This window comes from Flavobacterium aquariorum (genome assembly GCF_003254745.1).
GTDB lineage: Bacteria > Bacteroidota > Bacteroidia > Flavobacteriales > Flavobacteriaceae > Flavobacterium > Flavobacterium aquariorum.
Map to the genome: position 1 here is coordinate 19,007 of NZ_QKXH01000016.1, position 19,443 is coordinate 38,449.

10 protein-coding genes and 1 tRNA gene are annotated in these 19,443 nt (G+C 35.9%); 6 read left to right on the plus strand and 5 right to left on the minus strand.

Annotated features, from left to right (window positions below; genetic code table 11):
* Nucleotides 1-73 precede the first annotated feature (73 nt).
* Nucleotides 74-511 carry a hypothetical protein gene (locus tag DOS84_RS18580; protein WP_111411604.1) on the minus strand — a complete coding sequence of 146 codons (438 nt, stop codon included), beginning with the start codon at nt 509-511 and terminating at the stop codon, nt 74-76.
* Between the two features lie 396 nt (nt 512-907).
* Complete coding sequence (locus tag DOS84_RS18585; protein WP_111411605.1) at nt 908-1,852, minus strand: bifunctional riboflavin kinase/FAD synthetase; 945 nt, start codon at nt 1,850-1,852, stop codon at nt 908-910.
* A 368-nt stretch (nt 1,853-2,220) separates the two neighbouring features.
* Between DOS84_RS18585 and DOS84_RS18590 the strand changes: the two genes are divergently transcribed.
* The gene (locus DOS84_RS18590; RefSeq protein ID WP_111411606.1) at nt 2,221-4,953 is read left to right on the plus strand and encodes a zinc-dependent metalloprotease; all 2,733 of its coding nucleotides are present in this window, start codon (nt 2,221-2,223) and stop codon (nt 4,951-4,953) included.
* Nucleotides 4,954-5,013: 60 nt separating this feature from the next.
* Here the strand turns inward: DOS84_RS18590 and pth are convergent, their stop codons facing one another.
* The 3 genes from pth to DOS84_RS18605 all read right to left on the minus strand — a co-directional run bounded on the left by pth (nt 5,014) and on the right by DOS84_RS18605 (nt 7,625).
* Nucleotides 5,014-5,685, minus strand: a complete 672-nt coding sequence (gene pth / locus DOS84_RS18595) for an aminoacyl-tRNA hydrolase (protein ID WP_111411607.1) — start codon at nt 5,683-5,685, stop codon at nt 5,014-5,016.
* 323 nt (nt 5,686-6,008) lie between these two features.
* Nucleotides 6,009-6,617: a 50S ribosomal protein L25/general stress protein Ctc gene (locus DOS84_RS18600; RefSeq protein WP_111411608.1), complete on the minus strand. Its 609-nt coding sequence runs from the start codon at nt 6,615-6,617 to the stop codon at nt 6,009-6,011.
* A 66-nt stretch (nt 6,618-6,683) separates the two neighbouring features.
* Entirely contained in the window at nt 6,684-7,625 is a 942-nt protein-coding gene (locus DOS84_RS18605; protein ID WP_111411609.1) for a ribose-phosphate pyrophosphokinase, read from the minus strand.
* A gap of 289 nt (nt 7,626-7,914) precedes the next feature.
* Between DOS84_RS18605 and DOS84_RS18610 the strand changes: the two genes are divergently transcribed.
* The 5 genes from DOS84_RS18610 (at nt 7,915) to DOS84_RS18630 (ending at nt 19,391) form a co-directional block, all read left to right on the plus strand.
* A tRNA-Leu gene (locus DOS84_RS18610) sits at nt 7,915-7,994 on the plus strand.
* 178 nt (nt 7,995-8,172) lie between these two features.
* Nucleotides 8,173-10,098 (plus strand): glycoside hydrolase family 97 protein, encoded by a 1,926-nt coding sequence (locus tag DOS84_RS18615; protein WP_111411615.1) that lies wholly within the window; start codon nt 8,173-8,175, stop codon nt 10,096-10,098.
* A 430-nt stretch (nt 10,099-10,528) separates the two neighbouring features.
* Complete coding sequence (locus DOS84_RS18620; RefSeq protein WP_165830470.1) at nt 10,529-16,537, plus strand: T9SS type B sorting domain-containing protein; 6,009 nt, start codon at nt 10,529-10,531, stop codon at nt 16,535-16,537.
* A gap of 52 nt (nt 16,538-16,589) precedes the next feature.
* Nucleotides 16,590-17,507 carry a PorP/SprF family type IX secretion system membrane protein gene (locus tag DOS84_RS18625; protein ID WP_111411611.1) on the plus strand — a complete coding sequence of 306 codons (918 nt, stop codon included), beginning with the start codon at nt 16,590-16,592 and terminating at the stop codon, nt 17,505-17,507.
* A gap of 18 nt (nt 17,508-17,525) precedes the next feature.
* A complete protein-coding gene (locus tag DOS84_RS18630; protein WP_111411612.1) occupies nt 17,526-19,391 on the plus strand; it encodes an OmpA family protein in 1,866 nt (621 codons plus the stop codon).
* Nucleotides 19,392-19,443 lie beyond the last annotated feature (52 nt).

The following is a 19,443-nucleotide window of genomic DNA, read 5'->3' on the forward strand; positions in this document are numbered from 1 at the left end:
AATCAAATTGTTCTAAAGAAGCAATGTACTGGGCCTTAAAAAGACTTGTTGTGAATAGTTTGAAAAAAGAAGTTTAATCGGCTATGAATTTGTCGTTATAGTAAAGTATTAATAGCAAAGTTACTATTACTGACGAGGCAATTCCTTCGAAAAACAATGAAAAACAATACATATTGATGGACGGATGACCACCGAATAAAAAACTCTCCGATAAAGTATGGATATAGGCCTCACCACCTCTCATATAGCTGTAAACAAGTAATCCTACAATAGATAAAACGACACCGATTATACATGTGGTTAAGGCAGCCAAGATGTTGGGTACAAATTTTCTTTTGCCATGAGAAACCCTTGAACGCAACGTGTCATTTACCGCATAAATAACGAAGAATACATTCACCAATCTTAAATAGAAAATATCGGATAAACCTAAAAATTCCATTAAAAGAAAATAGGTGGCTATTGATATAAAGATGAAGAATCCGTTTTTAATTTCTTTTTTTACTTTCATGGCTTAGTTTTTTAAAAGTTAAAAATCAATATGTATTTGGCATTCAGATATATTGACATAAATTTACAAAAAATAAACGAAAATGATGTAAATAAAAGTGGAAGAGTTTTTTGTCCGCATTTATAGAAAAGTAATCTGAATTATTTGTCTCCAATATCGTTTACTGCGTCAGTTCGCTAAAGCTCGTGTGGGAGTGCCACCATAAAGCAAAGGGGACAAATCATCGTCAAGATGATTTGTCCCCTTTGCTTTATGCTGTCGGGCTATCCGCGCTACTTTGGTAGCTTGCTCTTATCCCTCACTCGAGACCAATACGTTTAGTTTGTTTTCTCAACTAATATCTTAGATTGGTCTTGCCTAAATTGAGTGTTTTAATTCTTAAAGTAAATGGAAGTTTTAATGCTTTTCAAAATAAGCCATAGCTGTATTTCTGTCCTTTTCCAATTGTTCTTTTAAATGCCCAACCGAATCAAATTTTACTTCAGAGCGGATTCTTTCCAATATGGAAACTGTGATTTTCCGGTCGTATAAATCTTCATTAAAATCAAAATAATTGATTTCGATGGTTTGATTCTTCCCATCAACAGTAGGGTTGAGACCTATGTTCATCATTCCCAAAACAGTTTTTGAGTTAATAGTGCTTTTTACAATGTAAACTCCGTTTTTAGGAATTAGTTTGAAATTTTCATCCAGTTTTAAATTGGCAGTAGGAAACCCAATAGTTCTCCCTAGTTGTTTTCCTTTTATAATGATTCCGGTTAAAGAATAATTATAACCAAGATATTCATTAGCCAAAGCTACATTTCCGTCTATTAAAGCTTGTCTTATTTTTGTCGAACTTACGGATACTTCTTTGATTTCTTGAGCCGAAATTTCTTCAACTTCAAAATCATATTGTTTTCCAAAAGCTTTTAAATCATCAATATTGGCAGTTCTATTTCGGCCAAATCGATGATCGTGACCGATAATTATTTTATGGATATGGAATTTATCTACAAGTATGTTTTTTACAAATTCCTCGGCGGTCAATCTGGAAAAACTTTCGTCAAAGGGATGAATAACTAAGTTTTGAATCCCGATTTTATCCAGTAGTTCTATTTTCTCAGCTATAGTATTGAGTAATTTTATATCCGAATCCTCTTGTAATACCATACGAGGATGAGGAAAAAAAGTAAGTACAAGACTTTCATATTTTTCGTTTTCAGTGCTTTGAGTAACTTTTTCCAGTATTTTTTTATGGCCAAAATGAACGCCATCAAAGGTTCCTAACGTAAGAATTGTTTTTTTTGCATTTCCCCCAGATGCAACTTGGAAATCGTTTATAGAATGAAAAATTTTCAAAGTACCTATTTTTAAATATTTTGCAAATTTATACTATCTATTTTAAAAAGAAGAATAAGAAGTTTCTATTTTTATTAATTGTAATGTTCTTTATGTTAATAAATCTTCAAATTATGCTTTATAGCTTGCTGTAATTGTTATGATTTTCAAATCGTTTTTTAAATCGTTGTATATTCCATTGTAAATGAACTAATTTTGTGTATCGATTTTGAAATAATATAATCGAAAATTGGATTCAATTGAATTTACTTTGTCTCCTTGCTATGGGTTTGGGTTATCGGATTTCAAAGTAAAATAGTGGGAAGGAGAAATTAATAAAATTGAAATTATGAGAATGTAATATTTCATAGAAAAAATACTGTCAGCATATGAATAGAATACTATTTTGTTTAGGCTTATTAGCCGTTAGTTTTGTAGGGTTTTCACAAGCCAAATCGTCTTGGACAATGTTGGGTTCTTCGCAAAGAGGGATTTCTCAAAAACAAGAGGAAGATCTGGGATTGGAGGATCAACTTTTGTATAGCTTAGATGTAGCTGAATTCAAACAATCACTTAAGATACTTCATTCTGATGCATCATCGAAAAAAAGTATAGCTGTTGCAATTCCGAATAGTGTTGGAAAAATAGAGCAATTCAATGTTGTGGAATCTTCTAATTTTGCTCCCGAATTGCAAGCAAAATATCCTGAAATTCGTGCCTATTCCGGAACGGGAATTACAGATCCAAAAGCGTTCATTAATTTTAGTGTTTCGCCAAGCGGTATTCAAACCATGATTTTAAGAGGAGACAGCGATTCTGAATTTATTGAACCCCTAGAGAAAAATAAATCAATGTATGTGGTTTCGAGTTCCAAGAAAAGAACCAAAGGAAGCTTGCCTTTAGTCTGTAAAACGGTTGATGTTGTTTTAAGTAGAGATTTGACGAAGAAAACGATTCAAGTAAAATCAAGTAATGGTGTTTTTAAAACCATGCGATTGGCGCTTTCTTGTACCGGTGAATATGCCCAATATTTCGGTGGTACAGTTACTGGCGCATTGGATGGAATGAATGCAACAATGACAAGGGTAAATGGGGTTTTTAATAGAGACTTGGCTGTCAAATTGATAATTATTGCCAATGATACTGATATAATTTTCACCAATCCCGCTACAGATCCATATTCAGATGCGGCCAAAGGTGTAGAGGTAGTTGCTGGTTGTACTGGAAATGACTGTCCCGGAACTTGGAATGAAGAAGTACAAAAAACAATTACCACCAAAATAGGTGAAGCCAATTATGATATTGGACATTTATTTGGTGGCTCTGGTGGAGGCGGGGATGCAGGCTGTATTGGCTGTGTTTGTGATGTATTGACAAATACAGACTCAACACCCGTTTATACGGCGGGAAAAGGAAGTGCTTATACTTCACCATCCGACAGTAAACCAGAAGGTGATTCTTTCGATATTGATTTTGTGGCTCACGAAATGGGTCATCAAATAGGGGCAACACACACATTTTCGTATACTGTAGAAGGAACAGGAACAAGCGTGGAACCTGGGAGTGGCTCAACTATTATGGGTTATGCAGGAATTACCAATTATGATATTCAAAGTCAATCGGATGATTATTTTTCCTATGCCAGTATTTCTCAAATTCAGAGTAATTTATCAACCAAATCATGTCCAGTTAGTACTATGTTGACTAATCAAACGCCAACGGCCAATGCTGGGTCAGACTATACTATTCCAAAAAGTACTCCTTTTGTTTTGAAAGGCACAGCTTCAGATCCTAACGGAAATACAATAACGTATTGTTGGGAACAAAATGACTCGGCCACAAACAGTGAAAGTGATGCAAATAGTATTGCTTATGCGACAAAAACCAATGGTCCTAATTTCAGGTCATTTTTGCCAAGTAGTGCAACCAATCGTTATTTTCCAGCTCTTGGTAAAGTATTAGCGGGTCAATTGGTCACTACCTGGGAAGCACTTCCATCTGTGACAAGAGATTTGAGTTTTGTTTTCACTGCACGAGATAATGCAGTTTCAGGTTTTGCGCAAACCAATTCGGACGGGATGATACTTGCTGTTGATGGAAATAAAGGGCCATTTGCAGTAACTTCGCAAAATACTTCTGACGCCAGTTGGGTGTTGGGTTCTTCACAAACGATAACTTGGAGTGTTAATAGCTCGAACTTGTTAGCAGGGGCGGCCAATGTGAATATTAAGTTGTCTACTGATGGAGGTTTGACTTTTCCAACTTTTTTGGCAACCAATACACCAAACGATGGTTCTGAAGTGATTACTGCACCGACAACGGCTGCCAAGAATTGTAGGATTTTGGTAGAACCTACAGCCAATGTTTTTTATGCCATAAATGGTAAAACTTTTGCTTTGGGGTATAGTGTGGCGACTTCTTGCAATTCCTATGCTTTTGCAAGCCCATATTCTATACCTGACAATGTAGCTACTTACACTGAGAAAACTATTGTGGTCCCTGCATCAACTTCGGAAATTACCGATGTTAATTTTAGTGTTAATTTTACCCATACTTATATTTCCGATGTTCAAATTGAATTGAAGAGTCCAAAAGGAACTATTGTGAAATTGTTTGATAAGTCTTGTGGTGCTACCGATAGTAGTTTGGTTTTGACTTATGATGATCTGGGTGGTGCTTTGAATTGTGGTTCAACTGCGAGTCAAACGGTTGTTCCGGCGGGAGTTTTGTCTGCTTTTAATGGTGAAAATCCTGGAGGAACATGGACGCTGCGATTTAGAGATACTAACGCTAATGATACTGGTACAATTAATTCGGCATCTATACAAATTTGTTCAAGTTCTTATGCGACTCTGGCAACGCCAAGTTTTGAAATTAATGATTTTGTGTTGTATCCTAATCCGAATAAAGGAGATTTTAATATTCGTTTTTCAAGTCCCAATACTGCGGCCATCAAGGTTTTTGTAACGGATATGTTAGGCCGAAAAATATACCAGAAGGAGTTTGAAAACACCGGAGATTTCAATCAAAATATTCAATTGAAGAACGCATCAGCGGGGACTTATATCGTTACTGTTATAGATGGAGATAGAAAAGGTGTTTCTAAGATTATTGTTGAATAGATTTTTTAAACTTATAAACTAAAAAGGGAGACATTTGAATGTCTCCCTTTTTAATTTCTTTTATTTTCCGTTAAAAGTGGTCATGGTGTTTTCCAGTCCTGCCGTTCCGAAAGATTTAATGATTTCGGAAGCGAGTTCCAGTCTTTCAGGAAGTTTAGCTTTTTCGTTGTCATCCCAATCTCCAAGTACATAATCGACCTGCTGTCCTTTTTTGAATTCATCGCTGATCCCAAATCTAAAGCGGGTGTATTCTTGTGTGTTCAGAACGAGATTGATATTTTTGAGTCCATTGTGGCCTCCATCGCTGCCTTTTTTACGGATACGAATGGTTCCGAACGAAAGATTTAAATCATCGGTAATGACAAAGATGTTTTCTAGCGGAATGTTTTCTTTGTCCATCCAGTATTTTACAGCTTTACCGCTTAGATTCATGTAGGTATTAGGTTTAAGTAGTAAAAAGGTTCTTCCTTTAAATTTGTATTCTGCTAATGCGCCTAGTTTTACGGTTTCGAATGAAAGTCCTTCTTTCTTGGCTAGAAAATCCAAGACTTTGAAACCAATGTTATGTCGGGTGTTTACATATTCGGATCCGATGTTACCAAGGCCTACGATTAAAAATTTCTTACTCACGTTTTTATTTGTTTTTTGGTGTTCGTGAACCTCCTGTTTCATGTTATCTGTGTTCTCTTCTGTTTTTGGTGATGAAAACAGGTTTTGTATCCATTTTATCATGCTGCAAAAATAAACTAATTGGCTAATTTGTCAATTTGAAAATGAGATAATTTGAAAATGTTTGCAAAAGTTTTAATTCGATTATCAGATTGTTGGATTGATTGAAAAAGAAAACATCTGGACTAGCCCCGATAGAAGTGAAAATCCTTTTTGTCTCGTCCCTAAAGACGAGACAAAAAGATTGAAACGAATAGCGGGACTGATTGTCTTTAAAAAAATCAAATGTGCTGCTCCAAATTATTTTTATAACTGATCTTTTTCTTGAAATCAAAAAAAAAGCACCAGTTGTGAAACTGATGCTTTTGATATAGATTGAAAAAGTATTATTTTTTCTTTTTTGCAGGAGCTTTTGCTGCTTTTGCTGCTTCTTGAGCTGCTTTCATAGCCGCACGAGAGATCTTCACTTGACAAATTACTGTATTGTCTGGGTGCATGATTTTGAAGTTTGGAGTTGGCACTTTAGTAACGTATAATTTGTTACCCATGTCAAGAGGTGTAATGTCAGCTTCAACGAAATCTGGAAGATTTTTTGGTAAAGCTTTAACTTTTAATTTACGGTTGTTCAAACGTAAATCTCCACCTGCCATAACTCCTTTAGAGTTACCAACGATTTTTACTGGAACTTCAATAGTGATTTCTTTGTCATCAAAGATTTGAAAGAAGTCAATATGTAAAATTTTGTCAGATACCGGGTGAACCTGAATATCTTGTAAAACAGCGTTGAAAGTTTTTCCATTTCCAAGTTCAATCACAACTGTGTGTGCGTTTGGAGTGTAAACCAAGTTCTTGAAAGCTATAACTTCCGCTGAAAAATGAACTGCTTGACTTCCTCCGTATAATACGCAAGGAACCAATCCAGCATTACGTAAGGCTTTAGTAGCTACTTTGCCCACGCTTTCTCTTTCTGATCCTTTAATTGTAATCGATTTCATTGTAAATATTTATATAGTTATTAATTAAACTCTTATTATAGTAGCTTTTGTTTTTGGTGTAACGAATTACATTAAAAACTTCCCGCTAATGGAATTGTTGTGGTGAACCATGTGCATTACTTCGGCAAAAAGAGGTGCACAACTCACTACTCTTATTTTGTTTGATTGTTTTTTTAATGGAATGGAATCGGTTACGATTAGTTCTAATAATTTTGAATTTTCTATTTTTTCGTAAGCACCACCAGATAAAATGGCATGCGTGCAAATAGCTCTAACGCTTAAGGCTCCTTTTTCGATCATTAAATCGGCGGCTTTCGCCAAAGTCCCTCCTGTGTCAATCATGTCATCCACTAAGATTACATTTTTGCCTTTTACTTCTCCGATAAGCTCCATTGTTTCGATAACGTTGGCCGCTTTTCTTTGCTTGTAACAGATAACCACCTCAGAGTTTAAGAATTTTGAATAAGCGTAAGCTCTTTTCGATCCTCCCATATCTGGAGATGCAATCATTAAATTGTCTAGACCTAAACTCTCTACATATGGTAAAAAGATAGTGGATGCAAAAAGGTGATCTACTGGTTTCTCGAAGAATCCTTGTATTTGATCAGCATGCAAATCCATGGTCATTATTCTTGTTGCTCCTGCAGCATCCAGTAAATTTGCTACTAGTTTGGCTCCAATCGGCACTCTTGGTTTGTCTTTTCTGTCTTGTCTTGCCCAACCGAAGTAAGGTATAACAGCAGTTATGTGTCTTGCTGATGCACGTTTTGCAGCGTCGATCATCAACAATAATTCCATTAAATTATCTGCAGATGGAAACGTTGAGCAAACGATAAATACACGTAATCCTCTGATTGATTCTTCGTAAGAAGGTTGAAACTCACCATCACTATAAGTAGACATGGTAACTTTCCCCATTGGGATTCCGTATTCCTTTGCAATTTTCTCTGCAAGATATTCACTTTTTGAACAAGCAAAAATTTTAGCTTCTGGTTCTAGGTGTGACATTTAATTTGTTGTTTTTATTTCGCTGCGCTTCATACAGTTCGGCTTCATCATTTGTTTAAAGCCAGAAGAATATAAATGCCTCGAGTGTAGTTAGTTGTGATTTCCTTTTTTTAGGAGGTGCAAATTTAGAAAATAAAATCAACTCTGAAAGGAAAAATTTAAGTATTTTTATTAGAATGTTTAAAAATATTTTTTACATTTGCACCGTGTTAAAGAAAAAGATAATTGTTGAAACACATTATCTCTTTATTGCGTTGAAATAATTGTTAATTGTTTCATGTCTAGCTAAGCCCGGATGGCGGAATTGGTAGACGCGCTGGTCTCAAACACCTGTGGGAAACCGTGCCGGTTCGACTCCGGCTCCGGGTACAAAAACCTCTTCGAAAGAAGAGGTTTTTTTGGTTTTATGCGGTTTTTGAATCTTCCAAATCCCTTCTTTTGTTTAAATCCTAAGTATTTTACAATCAGTATCATTTTTTTTCCTGTATGATAATTTATAAAGATTTTTTGTCGTAAACTTGTAAGTGTAAAATAAACACTTATGATCATGAAGAAAATATGCAGTATCATTTTATTGACTCTTTCGCTAAATTCATTTGCTAATGAAGCTACCAATTATTCGTTTGTCAATGTTGATAGAACGATAAAAGTTGAATTTCATTTGACTTCGAAGAAAACACCTTCTTACAAAGTTTTCTTCAAAAATAAATTGGTCATCAATACTTCTGAGCTTGGTCTTTTGCGTGAAGATGCTAATTTTTATACAGACATGGAGATTATAAAAGTGTCTGAAGCCAAAGCTTTAAACTTCAATTATTACATGCTTCAGGGGAAACGGAATAAAATAAGTTATAGCGCCAATCAATATACTGTGAGTTTGCAAAACAGTACTGGTGAGGGCATGGAAATTATTTTTCAGCTTTCCCGTGACGGAATCGGTTTGCGATACCATTTTCCTAAAACTTCCAATGATATAAAAAAAATAAAGGAAGAGAAAACCACTTATAATTTTGATGCTTCCGCAAAAGCATGGTTTCAGCCGATGTCTAAAGCTAAAACGGGATGGAAAGAAACCAATCCGTCTTATGAAGAGCATTATTCAATGGGTGTTCCAGCAAATACAAAACCAGCCATTGGGGAAGGGTGGGTGTATCCTGCATTGTTTAATTCCAATGATGCTTGGGTTTTGATTACTGAAACTGGATTGCAAGGCAATTATTGTGGTAGCCGATTGGTTTATAATGATTCCTCAAAAGCATTGCAGGTAACTTTTCCGCAAAAGGAAGAAATTTTTCCAAACGGTGCACTTAATCCAGAATCACAATTGCCTTGGTACACTCCTTGGCGGATCATTACTATTGGTTCTTTGAAAACCATTACAGAAAGTACCTTGGGAACCGATTTGGCCGATCCTGCCATTCCTATGGATACTTCTTTTATCAAAAGTGGTTTGTCTTCTTGGAGTTGGGTTTTGCTAAAGGATGAGTCAGTTAATTTTGAAACTAGCTTGCAATTTATTGATTATGCCTCCAGTATGAATTGGCCGTATTGTTTGATTGATGCCGATTGGGATACCAGAATAGGCGATGCAAAAATGAAAGAGTTAGTGGCTCATGCCACAGCAAAAAATGTAAAACTGTTGGTTTGGTACAACTCATCAGGGTCTTGGAATAGTACGGAGTACCACCCGAAAGGGAAATTATTAACGCATGAAGGTAGAGTTAAGGAATTTTCAAAACTAAAAGAAATGGGAATTGCTGGGATCAAAGTAGATTTTTTTGGTGGCGACGGACAATCGATGATTGTGTATTATCACGCTATGCTGAAAGATGCAGCGACTCATCAATTGTTAATCAACTTTCACGGTGCAACTTTGCCAAGAGGCTGGCAACGTACGTATCCTAATTTATTGACTACCGAGGCCATTAAAGGAGAGGAGTACATTACGTTTACGCAAGAAACTGCCGATTTGCAGCCGAGCCATTGCGCGATGCTTCCTTTCGCCCGAAACGTTTTTGATCCAATGGATTTCACGCCTATGGTATTGGATTCTATCCCGAATATCAAGCGCAAAACGACACCTGCTTTTGAGTTGGCTTTGCCCGTTTTGTTCTTATCCGGAATTCAGCATATTGCTGAAACGCCTGCGGGAATGGCCAAAATGCCAAAATATGTGGTTGATTATCTAAAAGACATTCCAACGAATTGGGATGACTCTAAATTTATAGATGGATACCCGGGAAAGTACATCGTTATGGCAAGAAAAAGAGAAAATGTTTGGCATATCGTAGGAATTAATGGAGAAAATACGTCCAAAGAAATAGAAATTGATTTGTCATTTGTGATTAATGAATCCGGTTATATTATTCTGGAAAATGATAAAGGTTTTCAACAGCAGATTATTTCAAAATCAAAAAACAAAAAATTCAAAGTAACAATGAAACCCAATGGTGGTTTTGTGTTGAAAGTGTAAAGAAATGAAATAGTTGAAGTTTAATTAGGTGGTTAATGCTGGTGTAGCAAATAATAAAAATCTTATTTGTTATGCCGGCATTATGTTTTAAGTGTCTGGTCTAGTTTTTTGAGTTTATATCTGTATTTTTTTGGTAGCTTTTTTAATTTTTAAATTGGAAACTAAAGTATTAGTTTATTGGTGTAGAACCTTTGTTCAGATTTAAATATTAGAATGATAAAAAAACGATGAAGCATGTTTTTTAATCGACGAAACCAAAAAATGCTAAGAAAAAGTAGCGGTAAGATACTAATTTATGAACATTTGCGCTGACTACATCGTTATAGTTTTATTGGAAAAAAAAACACATTGTTGTAAAGTAAATAAAGGGTTACTTTTAAAGCCTTGTGTGTTACCAAATCGTTATTTTTTTAACAATAAAAATAGATTGATGAAAATAAAACTACGTTTAATTTTAATAATTGCTATTATATTAAGTAATGGAATAATTGCTTCAAATTTTGATAATTTGACATTATTAACTAAAAACAAAGGAGAAGTATTACTTTTTAAACGTTCAAAAAGCATAAAAGGTTTGCATCTGACTTCCTCTGAAAAGTGCGATGTTTTAGCAATAGTCACTCCACCTACAACAACTGCAGGAAGTTCTTGTGGTCCAGGTGTAATAAATCTCTCGGCTATAGGGGCAAGTGGGGATATTATAGAATGGTATGCTAGCCAGACCAGTACAACGGTTTTGGCTACCGGAAATAATTATAGTCCCAATGTATCAGCAACAACTACTTTTTATGTGTCTGCTAGATCTGGTTTAGGAACTAGTACGCGCGTTCCAGTGGTGGCATCAGTTTATAATACTCCTCCATCAGTTTTGTTGTCGTCAAATCCTATAAATAATACTTCAAATCCCTTATGTTTGGGAACGTCAATAACTTTTACTGCTAATGGTGGTGCCGATTTATTTGAATTTTCGGTTGACGGTGTTGTCAAGCAAGCAATGTCAAGCAGCAGAGTTTTTACGACAAATACTTTGACTAACGGACAAATGGTGAGTGTCCGATCTCGATATGCAGTGACATTAGACGGATCTCTTACAGAAAATGCATGGGGGACAGGTGCTTTGGAAGATAATATTCTTTCTGCTTCATTATCTGGATTAGCGGCAAATGGGTATGTAAATGCCTTAAAAATTAGCCCGACCGAAGATAAATTAGTTTTTGGTATTGCCGGTAAAGCTTTGAATTATAGAAGGATTATGATCTTTTTGGATACCAAGTCAGGAGGATTTAATGTTTCCAATTATGGAGATGAAAATGGGTCACTCCCAGATGTAAGGGCTTTTAATTATTTCAACAATAACCCAAGTACTTTTGATTCATATTTTGCTGCTGATTATTGTATTGCAATTGCTACGGATGCTGGTGAAGCAAATTATTATGCCGATTTAATTGAATTGAAAAGTGGAAATTCTACAAAAACATATTTGGGTACTGCGGCTACAGGTTCGCCAACTGCTGTGATGGGAGTAAATAAGAACAATACTGGCTCTTCAGATTATAATTTGGGATTTGAAGTTGAAGTTTCAAAGGCATTAGTTGGATACACCGGCGGTGATATTAAGTTTTTTGCCTTTACAATGCAGGACAATTCTTCATCCAATTATAATGTTACCAACTCATTTTTGAGCCCAGCTACAAGGACTGGCGACTATGGTAGTGGAGCTATTGACTATAATCTGGAAGCGCCAAATCCAGTTGTGGTGGCAGGAACAGCTTTGACCCCTTGTTATTCTACAGCAAATATGATTATGAATTTTGCAGCTAGCCCAACTGTGGCTACAGTAGGAGGAAATCAATCCAGATGTTCGTTAACTAGTGCAGTTTTAGGAGGTAATACACCATCAATTGGAACGGGAGTTTGGTCTAAAAAATCAGGTCCGGGGACGGCTGCTTTTAGTGATAGTTCACTTGGGAATGCTACTGCCACTGTTAGTGCTGTTGGAACTTATGTTTTTACTTGGACAATTTCAAGTGGACAGTGTTCAGTTTCATCTGAAGATGTTACTGTAGTTTATAATGTTACGGATACTCCAACAGGTTTGTCCAATCAAAATTTTTGTAAATTAAATAGCCCAAAAGTATCTGATTTGGTTGCAATTGGGAATAATATTGAATGGTTTGCAACGGCTGTTGGCGGAACAGCAATTCCTGTTAGTACTGATTTGGCAACGGGTTCCTATTTCGCAGAACAAACCAATGCAACCACTTCCTGTAAAAGTATTTCTCGTTTACAAGTAGATGTTATTGTGGATAATCCTGCGGGACCAATGGTCGGCGCAACTCAAACATTCTGTAATGCCGCTAAAGTATCCGACTTATCGGCAAGTGGTGTAGCTATAAAATGGTATGCTGCTCCTACAGGTGGATTACCATTAAATCCTAATATAGTTTTAGTAAATGGAGAAACTTATTATGCTACTCAAACGGTGACAGGAACTCTTTCATGTGAAAGCTTTCCAAGAACTCCAACTACAGTTACTATTAATAATACACCTGTGCCTACTGGTTCTGGTTCTCAAGCGATCTGTAATTCTGGAACAATTTCTGATTTAGTGGCGTCGGGACTGGGTACTATCAAATGGTACGCAAATCTAGCCGGAGGGAGCGCACTTTCAGCTTCGACGACTTTGGTTTCAGGAACTGCTTATTATGCTTCTCAAACTATCGGTACCTGTGAAAGTGCCACGAGATATTCACTTACAGTTACAATAAATAATCCTCAGATTCCCGTAAGTGGTGGAAACCAATCGGTTTGTGCAACAGATCCTTTGCAAACCTTAGTCGCAACAGCTACAGTTTCGTTAGGGACTATTGTTTGGTATGATGCGATGACAAATGGGAATGTTGTTACAAGTCCATTTTTAAATTCAATTGGTTCTATTACTTATTATGCACAAAATAATATAGCATCCTGTTCCAGTATTTCTAGAATGCCAGTTACATTAGAAATAAAAGATTCGCCATTTTTAAATGTGACGGCAAAAACGTGTTCCCCTGATTTGTTGACCTATACTGTTGATTTTATTGCGGCAAGTGGTAGCGTAATTGCAAGAGCGCCAGCTGTTGGCGTGATAATAGGAAATTCGATAAGCAATATTCCAGCTGGAACAAATATTACTATTAGTGCAGATAAAGGAAATGGTTGTCTTGAAACATTTGCTGTAACGGCTCCAAATTGTGCATGTGCAGTTATAAATAATCCTATTAGTGGCGGAGATAAATCAATATGTGAAGGACAAGTAAATCCAACTTTGTCAGCCTCAGTTAATAGCGGCGAAACAGTTGATTGGTATAGTACTAGCAGTGGTGGTGCTCTGATAACTAATAATTTAAACTATACACCTATAGTTACTTTACCTGGAGTCTATACTTATTATTCCGAAGCCAGAAAAACGGTTGATGGATGTTTGAGCTCTAGTAGAACTGCGGTATCGTTAACTATTAATTCGCAATCAAAACCAACTGGTGCAGCTACTCAGACATTTTGTGAATCTCAAAATGCAACTATTGGAGATTTAATGGCTATTGGAGCTGGAATAAAATGGTATGCGAATGCTGTTGGCGGTTCACCATTGTCCACTACAGATGTTTTAGTTGATTCAGAAGATTATTATGCTTCTCAAACCGCAACAACAGGTTTGCTTTGCGAGAGTGTAGATAGGCTAAAAGTTATCATTATAATTAATAAGCCGGCTGCTCCAACAACAACGGATTCGAATCCCGTTTTTTGTAATTCGGCCACTGTAGCCGATTTAATTGTTACTGGAACCAATGTGAAATGGTATGATTCTTTGGGGACTTTATTGACACCAAGTTCAGTTTTGGTAAATGGTGTTTATTCTGCAACACAAACTATATCTGGTTGTGAAAGTGTATCTAAATTGAATGTAACGGTTACCATTAATAAGCCTTCAGTAATAACTTTATCGGATATGGCACCTATTTTTTGTGAATCTACAAATGCTTCTGTTGCTTCTCTTACAGCCACAGCAACTTCTGGGGTAAACATAAAATGGTATTCGTCGTCTACAGGAAATACTCCATTACCGGATTCAACTCCTTTGACAAATGCCCTGTATTATGGTTCCCAAACGGTATCGGGTTGCGAAAGTTCACCAAGAGTTGTTGCTAATGTCACCATAAATGCGCCTTCTAGCCCTACAGGCAATGGAATACAGTCGTTTTGTTCTAGTAAATTCGCAAAAATTTCGGACTTAATAGTAACGGGAAGTGCCCCGATTGTATGGTATGATGCAATGGTTTCTGGAAGTTCTTTACTTGGAACTACTCCTTTAGTTGATGGAACAAAGTATTATGCTACGCAAAATGTTTCGGGATGTGAAAGTGTGAATCGCCTTGAGGTTTTAGCCGTAATTGTTGATCCGTTGACTCCAACAGCTGATTCTGTGGTACCTCTTTTTTGTGAATCTCAAAACGCAACATTAAATTCGATTGTTTTAAAAGGAATCATAAACAATTCAAATGTAATTTGGTATGATGCTGCAACTGGGGGAACTATTTTATCTTCAAACACCATGATTGCAGTTGGAGGAAACTATTATGCATCGCAACAATCGACTACACCTTTAATTGGTTGTGAAAGCATTAATAGATTGATGGTAAGTCCTGTTTTAGATAAACAACAATCTCCTATCATAGATAGCGTAAAGCAGCCAACATGTGGAGTAAATACTGGCAGTGTTTTATTTAGCGGATTGCCAGCCGGAAGTTGGACTATAATTCCGTCAATAGGTAGCGCAGTTATTGGTTCGGGTATTAATTATTTATTTACTGGTCTAGTAGCAGCCAATGATTATACTTTTAAAATTTCGAATGCCAATGGATGTACTTCGGTGACTTCGACTCCTGTTGTGAAAATAAATGTTGTTCCAACTGCTCCAATAGTTCCAACAGTTTCTTATAGCATTCAGCCCACATGCTCAATTCCAACTGGTACAATTGTAATAACTCCTCAGACAGGAATGGAATATAGTTTGGACGGAACGACCTATCAATCATCAAATGAGCTTGCTGGACTTAGTCCAAATAATTATACGTTGTCTGTTCGAAATGTTTTGGATGCTACTTGTTCCGCTGTATCAGGTACTACTACCAAAATCGATGCTGTTCCAACAGCTCCTGTTGTTCCGACAGCTCTAAGTGTTGTTCAACCTACTTGCGGAACACCATCGGGAACGATTACTATTGTTTCTCAAACAGGAATGGAATACAGTTTGGATGGAACGACCTATCAATCATCAAATGAGTTTGCTGGACTTAGTCCAAATAATTATACGTTGTCCGTTCGAAATGTTTTGGATGCTACTTGTTCATCTGTATCAGGCACTACCACCAAAATCAATGCTGTTCCTGTTGCTCCTGTTGTTCCGACAGTCCTGAGTATTGTCCAACCTACTTGCGGAGTGCCATCGGGAACGATTGCTGTTGTTTCTCAAACAGGGATGGAATACAGTTTGGATGGAACAACCTATCAATCATCAAATGTGTTTGCCGGACTTATTCCAAATAATTATGCCTTGTCTGTTCGAAATATTGGAGATGTTACTTGTATGGCTTCATCATTGGTAAATACTACTATAGATGCAAAACCATTAGCTCCAGCAACACCAGCTCTTTTAAATGTGTTTCAGCCTAGTTGTTCAGTACCTTTTGGAGCAATTGAAATAGCAAGCATTGCTGGAGTTGAATACAGTATTGGTAATGGTTATCAAGATAATCCTGAGTTTTTAAATTTAGCACCAGGGAACTATAAAATAAGTGTCAGGTATAGAAACAATGTCACTTGCGAAACTTTTGGTTCGGATCAATTAGTAAGTGCAATACCGCCTGATATCCAATTTGAATCGTCTTGGACTTGTCAATCCAATAAATATGAATTAACAGCCAGTCCGTTGTCAAATTCGTATGATCCAGATGCTGTTGAATATATTTGGAAAGATCAAAACGGGAATGCAGTTGGAACCAATTCTAATGTTTTGAATGTAAATGATGTTATCGATGCTACTGCCGAAACAGAAAGTTTTCCTCTAACTTATAGTCTTACCGTAAAATCAAATTCGACGAGTTGTGAAACAACTTCAAATGTTGTAATTGAATCAATATACTGTGATATTCAAAAAGGAATTTCTCCTGATGGGAATGGTTCTAATGACTACTTTGATTTGCGATTAATGGATGTAAAAAAACTAGAAGTATTCAATAGATATGGTCTTCAAGTGTATAGTAGGTCAAATTATACCGATCAGTGGAATGGTCAGACCAATAGTGGTGAAGCGCTTCCAAGTGCTACCTATTATTATGTTATTGAGTTTAATAATGGCAAATCAAAAACAGGATGGATTTATTTAATTAGAGAGAATTAATAAAGACGTTTTTTGTATCAGCTTTCCTTTTTAGAAAAAAAATATTTAGAATATGAATAAAATTTTACTGACTGCTTTACTATTTCTAGTGCTAGTTATTGATGTTAAGGCGCAACAAGATCCACAATATACCCAATACATGTATAATATGAATGTTATAAATCCTGCTTATGCTGGGACAAAAGAGCATCTTACTTTTGGGTTATTGTACAGAAAACAATGGGTTAATATCGAAGATGCCCCAACCTCTTTTACTTTTTATGGTGAAGGGCCAACAGGGAAAAATATTGGAATTGGATTGTCTATTATTGCTGATAAAATTGGGCCAATTACCGAACAAAATGTTTACGGGGATTTTGCTTATAAATTGAAATTGAGTGAGAACAGTAATTTGTCTTTTGGAATTAAAGCGGGTGCTACTTTTCAAAAAGTTAATTTTTCTGAAATTATTTCGACATTGCCAGATCCTTCAGAAGGTATTTTTGGTAAAAACAGCAATGATGTGGCTTTAAATTTAGGTACAGGTGTTTTTTATTATACTGATAAATATTACGTTTCTTTTTCGATACCCAATTTGATAAAAGCTGCTCATTTAGATTATGACGGAAAGCAATATGGTTCTGACGTTTCTCATTATTTTTTGACTGCAGGTTATGTTTTTGACCTTAATCCTAATTTAAAGTTTAAGCCATCATTTTTATTGAAATCAGCATTTAACGTTCCGGCTTCTTTGGATGTTTCTGCCAATTTTTTATATCAGGAGAAAGTGGAATTAGGTGCTACTTATAGATTGCAGGATAGTTTTGGCTTGTTAGTGAACTTTAATGTTACTCGCGATTTAAGAATAGGATATGCTTATGATCATATTGTTTCGGATTTGAATATTTCTACCTCTTCATCTCATGAGATAATTCTATTGTATGACTTTTTACCGGTCAAAAAAGTGTCGCTTTCTCCAAGGTTTTTCTAATATTATACACAATTCGCAATGAAAAAAAATACTATACTATTATTTTTTATGCTCATTAGTTTTTCGCTTTTGGCACAAAATAAATTTACAAAAGTAGCCGATGATTTATTTGAAAGATATGAATATGTTAAAGCTTCTCAGGAGTATCTTTTATTGGTCGAAAAAGGGAAGGCCGACACTTATGTCTATAAACAATTGGGAGAGTGTTATTATAATATGTTCAATACAGTTGAATCGGCAAAATGGTACGAATTGGCAGTAAAAACGGAACAAGACGCCGAAACGTATTTTAATTATGCCCAAATACTAAAGTCAAATACCAAATATGAAGAAGCGAATGCTCAAATGAAGGTTTTTGCCGCAAAATTACCAGCGGATCAACGAGCGATTGAATTCAATAAAAATCCAGATTATTTGCCAAGTTTAATTGCCAAGAATAAACTTTTTGATGTTAAAATATTGGACATCAATTCGGATAAATCTGATTTTGGAGCAGTACTTTATAATGATGTTTTATATTTTTCAAGTGCCCGAAACGTTGGCGGAAAAAAGTACGGTTGGAATGAGGAGCCTTTTTTAGATATTTATCAATCGAATCTGAAAGCTGATGGGAGTTTTTCTGAACCTACGCCCGTTTCTGAACTTAACAGTAGATTCCATGAAGGACCAGTAAGCATAACCGCAGATGGGAATACAATTTATTTTTCCAGTGAAAGTTTCAATTCCAATTCATTTGAAAAAAACAATGCTAAACGGTTAAAATTTGGTCAAGTTCATTTGTTTAAAGCCAAAAAAGAGAATGGGAAATGGACGGAAATAACGGCTTTGCCTTTCAATGGTAAACAGTATTCAACAAGCAATCCATCAATTGACAAAGAGGGTAAAATATTATACTTTTCATCCAACATGCCTGGTTCTATAGGTGGAATTGATATTTGGAAAGTGCTGGTAAATAGTGATGGAACTTATGGAACTCCCGAAAATATGGGTGATAAAATTAATACAGCCGGGGACGAAAGTTTTCCTTTTGTAACAGACGAAAATGTACTGTATTTCGCATCGAATGGATTGACCGGTTTTGGCGGTTTGGATGTGTTTTTTGTGGATTTGAATAAAAATGACACCCCAATTAATGCAGGAAAGCCCGTGAATACAGAGAAAGATGATTTTGCATTAACCTATAATACTGTTAAGCAATTAGGGTATGTTTCTAGTAATAGATCTGGCGAAGATCATCTTTATTCTTCTATACCAGTTTGTAAAGGTCAGATAAAGGTAATTGTAAAAAGTTTGAAAGACGATACAATTCTGACCAATTCGAAAGTGCTTATTTTGGATGAAAACAGCAACGTAATAGGTTCTCAAGTATCAAATGAAAAGGGTGAGGTAGTTTATGATGTCGATTGTGAAAAAATATACATTATAGAAGCCTATAAGGATGGATATGTTACTGCAAAAATGCCTTTGGCCAAATTTGTTGGGGGCGTGATTGCGGTTGATGTTACGATTAAGCCAGTTGATGTGATTGTTACAGAAACGGAAATTATTTTGAATCCAATTTATTTTGATTTCAATAAAAGTAATGTAACCAAACAAGGTGCAGAGGAACTTGATAAATTGGTTTATGTTATGTCACAAAATGACAAATTGAAAATTTATGTAAAGTCGCACTCGGATTCCAAGGGTGACGATAAATACAATTTAAATCTTTCGGACAAGCGAGCCAAATCGACTGTTCAATATGTGATTTCCAAAGGTATTGATGCCAATCGTGTTTCGGGTAAAGGATACGGTGAAACAGAGCTCAAAATAGACTGTAAAAACAAATGTACTGATGAGCAAAATGCAATAAATAGAAGATCTGAGTTTTTGCTGGTGAAATAATGAGAATGAATTCAAATTTGTTGCTTATAAAAATCACAAAACACTCACAATT

What these genes read in the sequence shown, in the direction of transcription:
- DOS84_RS18580 (WP_111411604.1), bottom strand. Translation starts at nt 511, where the DNA reads ATGAAAGTAAAAAAAGAAATTAAAAACGGATTCTTCATCTTTATATCA.
- DOS84_RS18590 (WP_111411606.1), top strand. Translation starts at nt 2,221, where the DNA reads ATGAATAGAATACTATTTTGTTTAGGCTTATTAGCCGTTAGTTTTGTA.
- pth (WP_111411607.1), bottom strand. Translation starts at nt 5,685, where the DNA reads ATGATAAAATGGATACAAAACCTGTTTTCATCACCAAAAACAGAAGAG.
- DOS84_RS18600 (WP_111411608.1), bottom strand. Translation starts at nt 6,617, where the DNA reads ATGAAATCGATTACAATTAAAGGATCAGAAAGAGAAAGCGTGGGCAAA.
- DOS84_RS18605 (WP_111411609.1), bottom strand. Translation starts at nt 7,625, where the DNA reads ATGTCACACCTAGAACCAGAAGCTAAAATTTTTGCTTGTTCAAAAAGT.
- DOS84_RS18615 (WP_111411615.1), top strand. Translation starts at nt 8,173, where the DNA reads ATGAAGAAAATATGCAGTATCATTTTATTGACTCTTTCGCTAAATTCA.
- DOS84_RS18620 (WP_165830470.1), top strand. Translation starts at nt 10,529, where the DNA reads ATGAAAATAAAACTACGTTTAATTTTAATAATTGCTATTATATTAAGT.
- DOS84_RS18625 (WP_111411611.1), top strand. Translation starts at nt 16,590, where the DNA reads ATGAATAAAATTTTACTGACTGCTTTACTATTTCTAGTGCTAGTTATT.
- DOS84_RS18630 (WP_111411612.1), top strand. Translation starts at nt 17,526, where the DNA reads ATGAAAAAAAATACTATACTATTATTTTTTATGCTCATTAGTTTTTCG.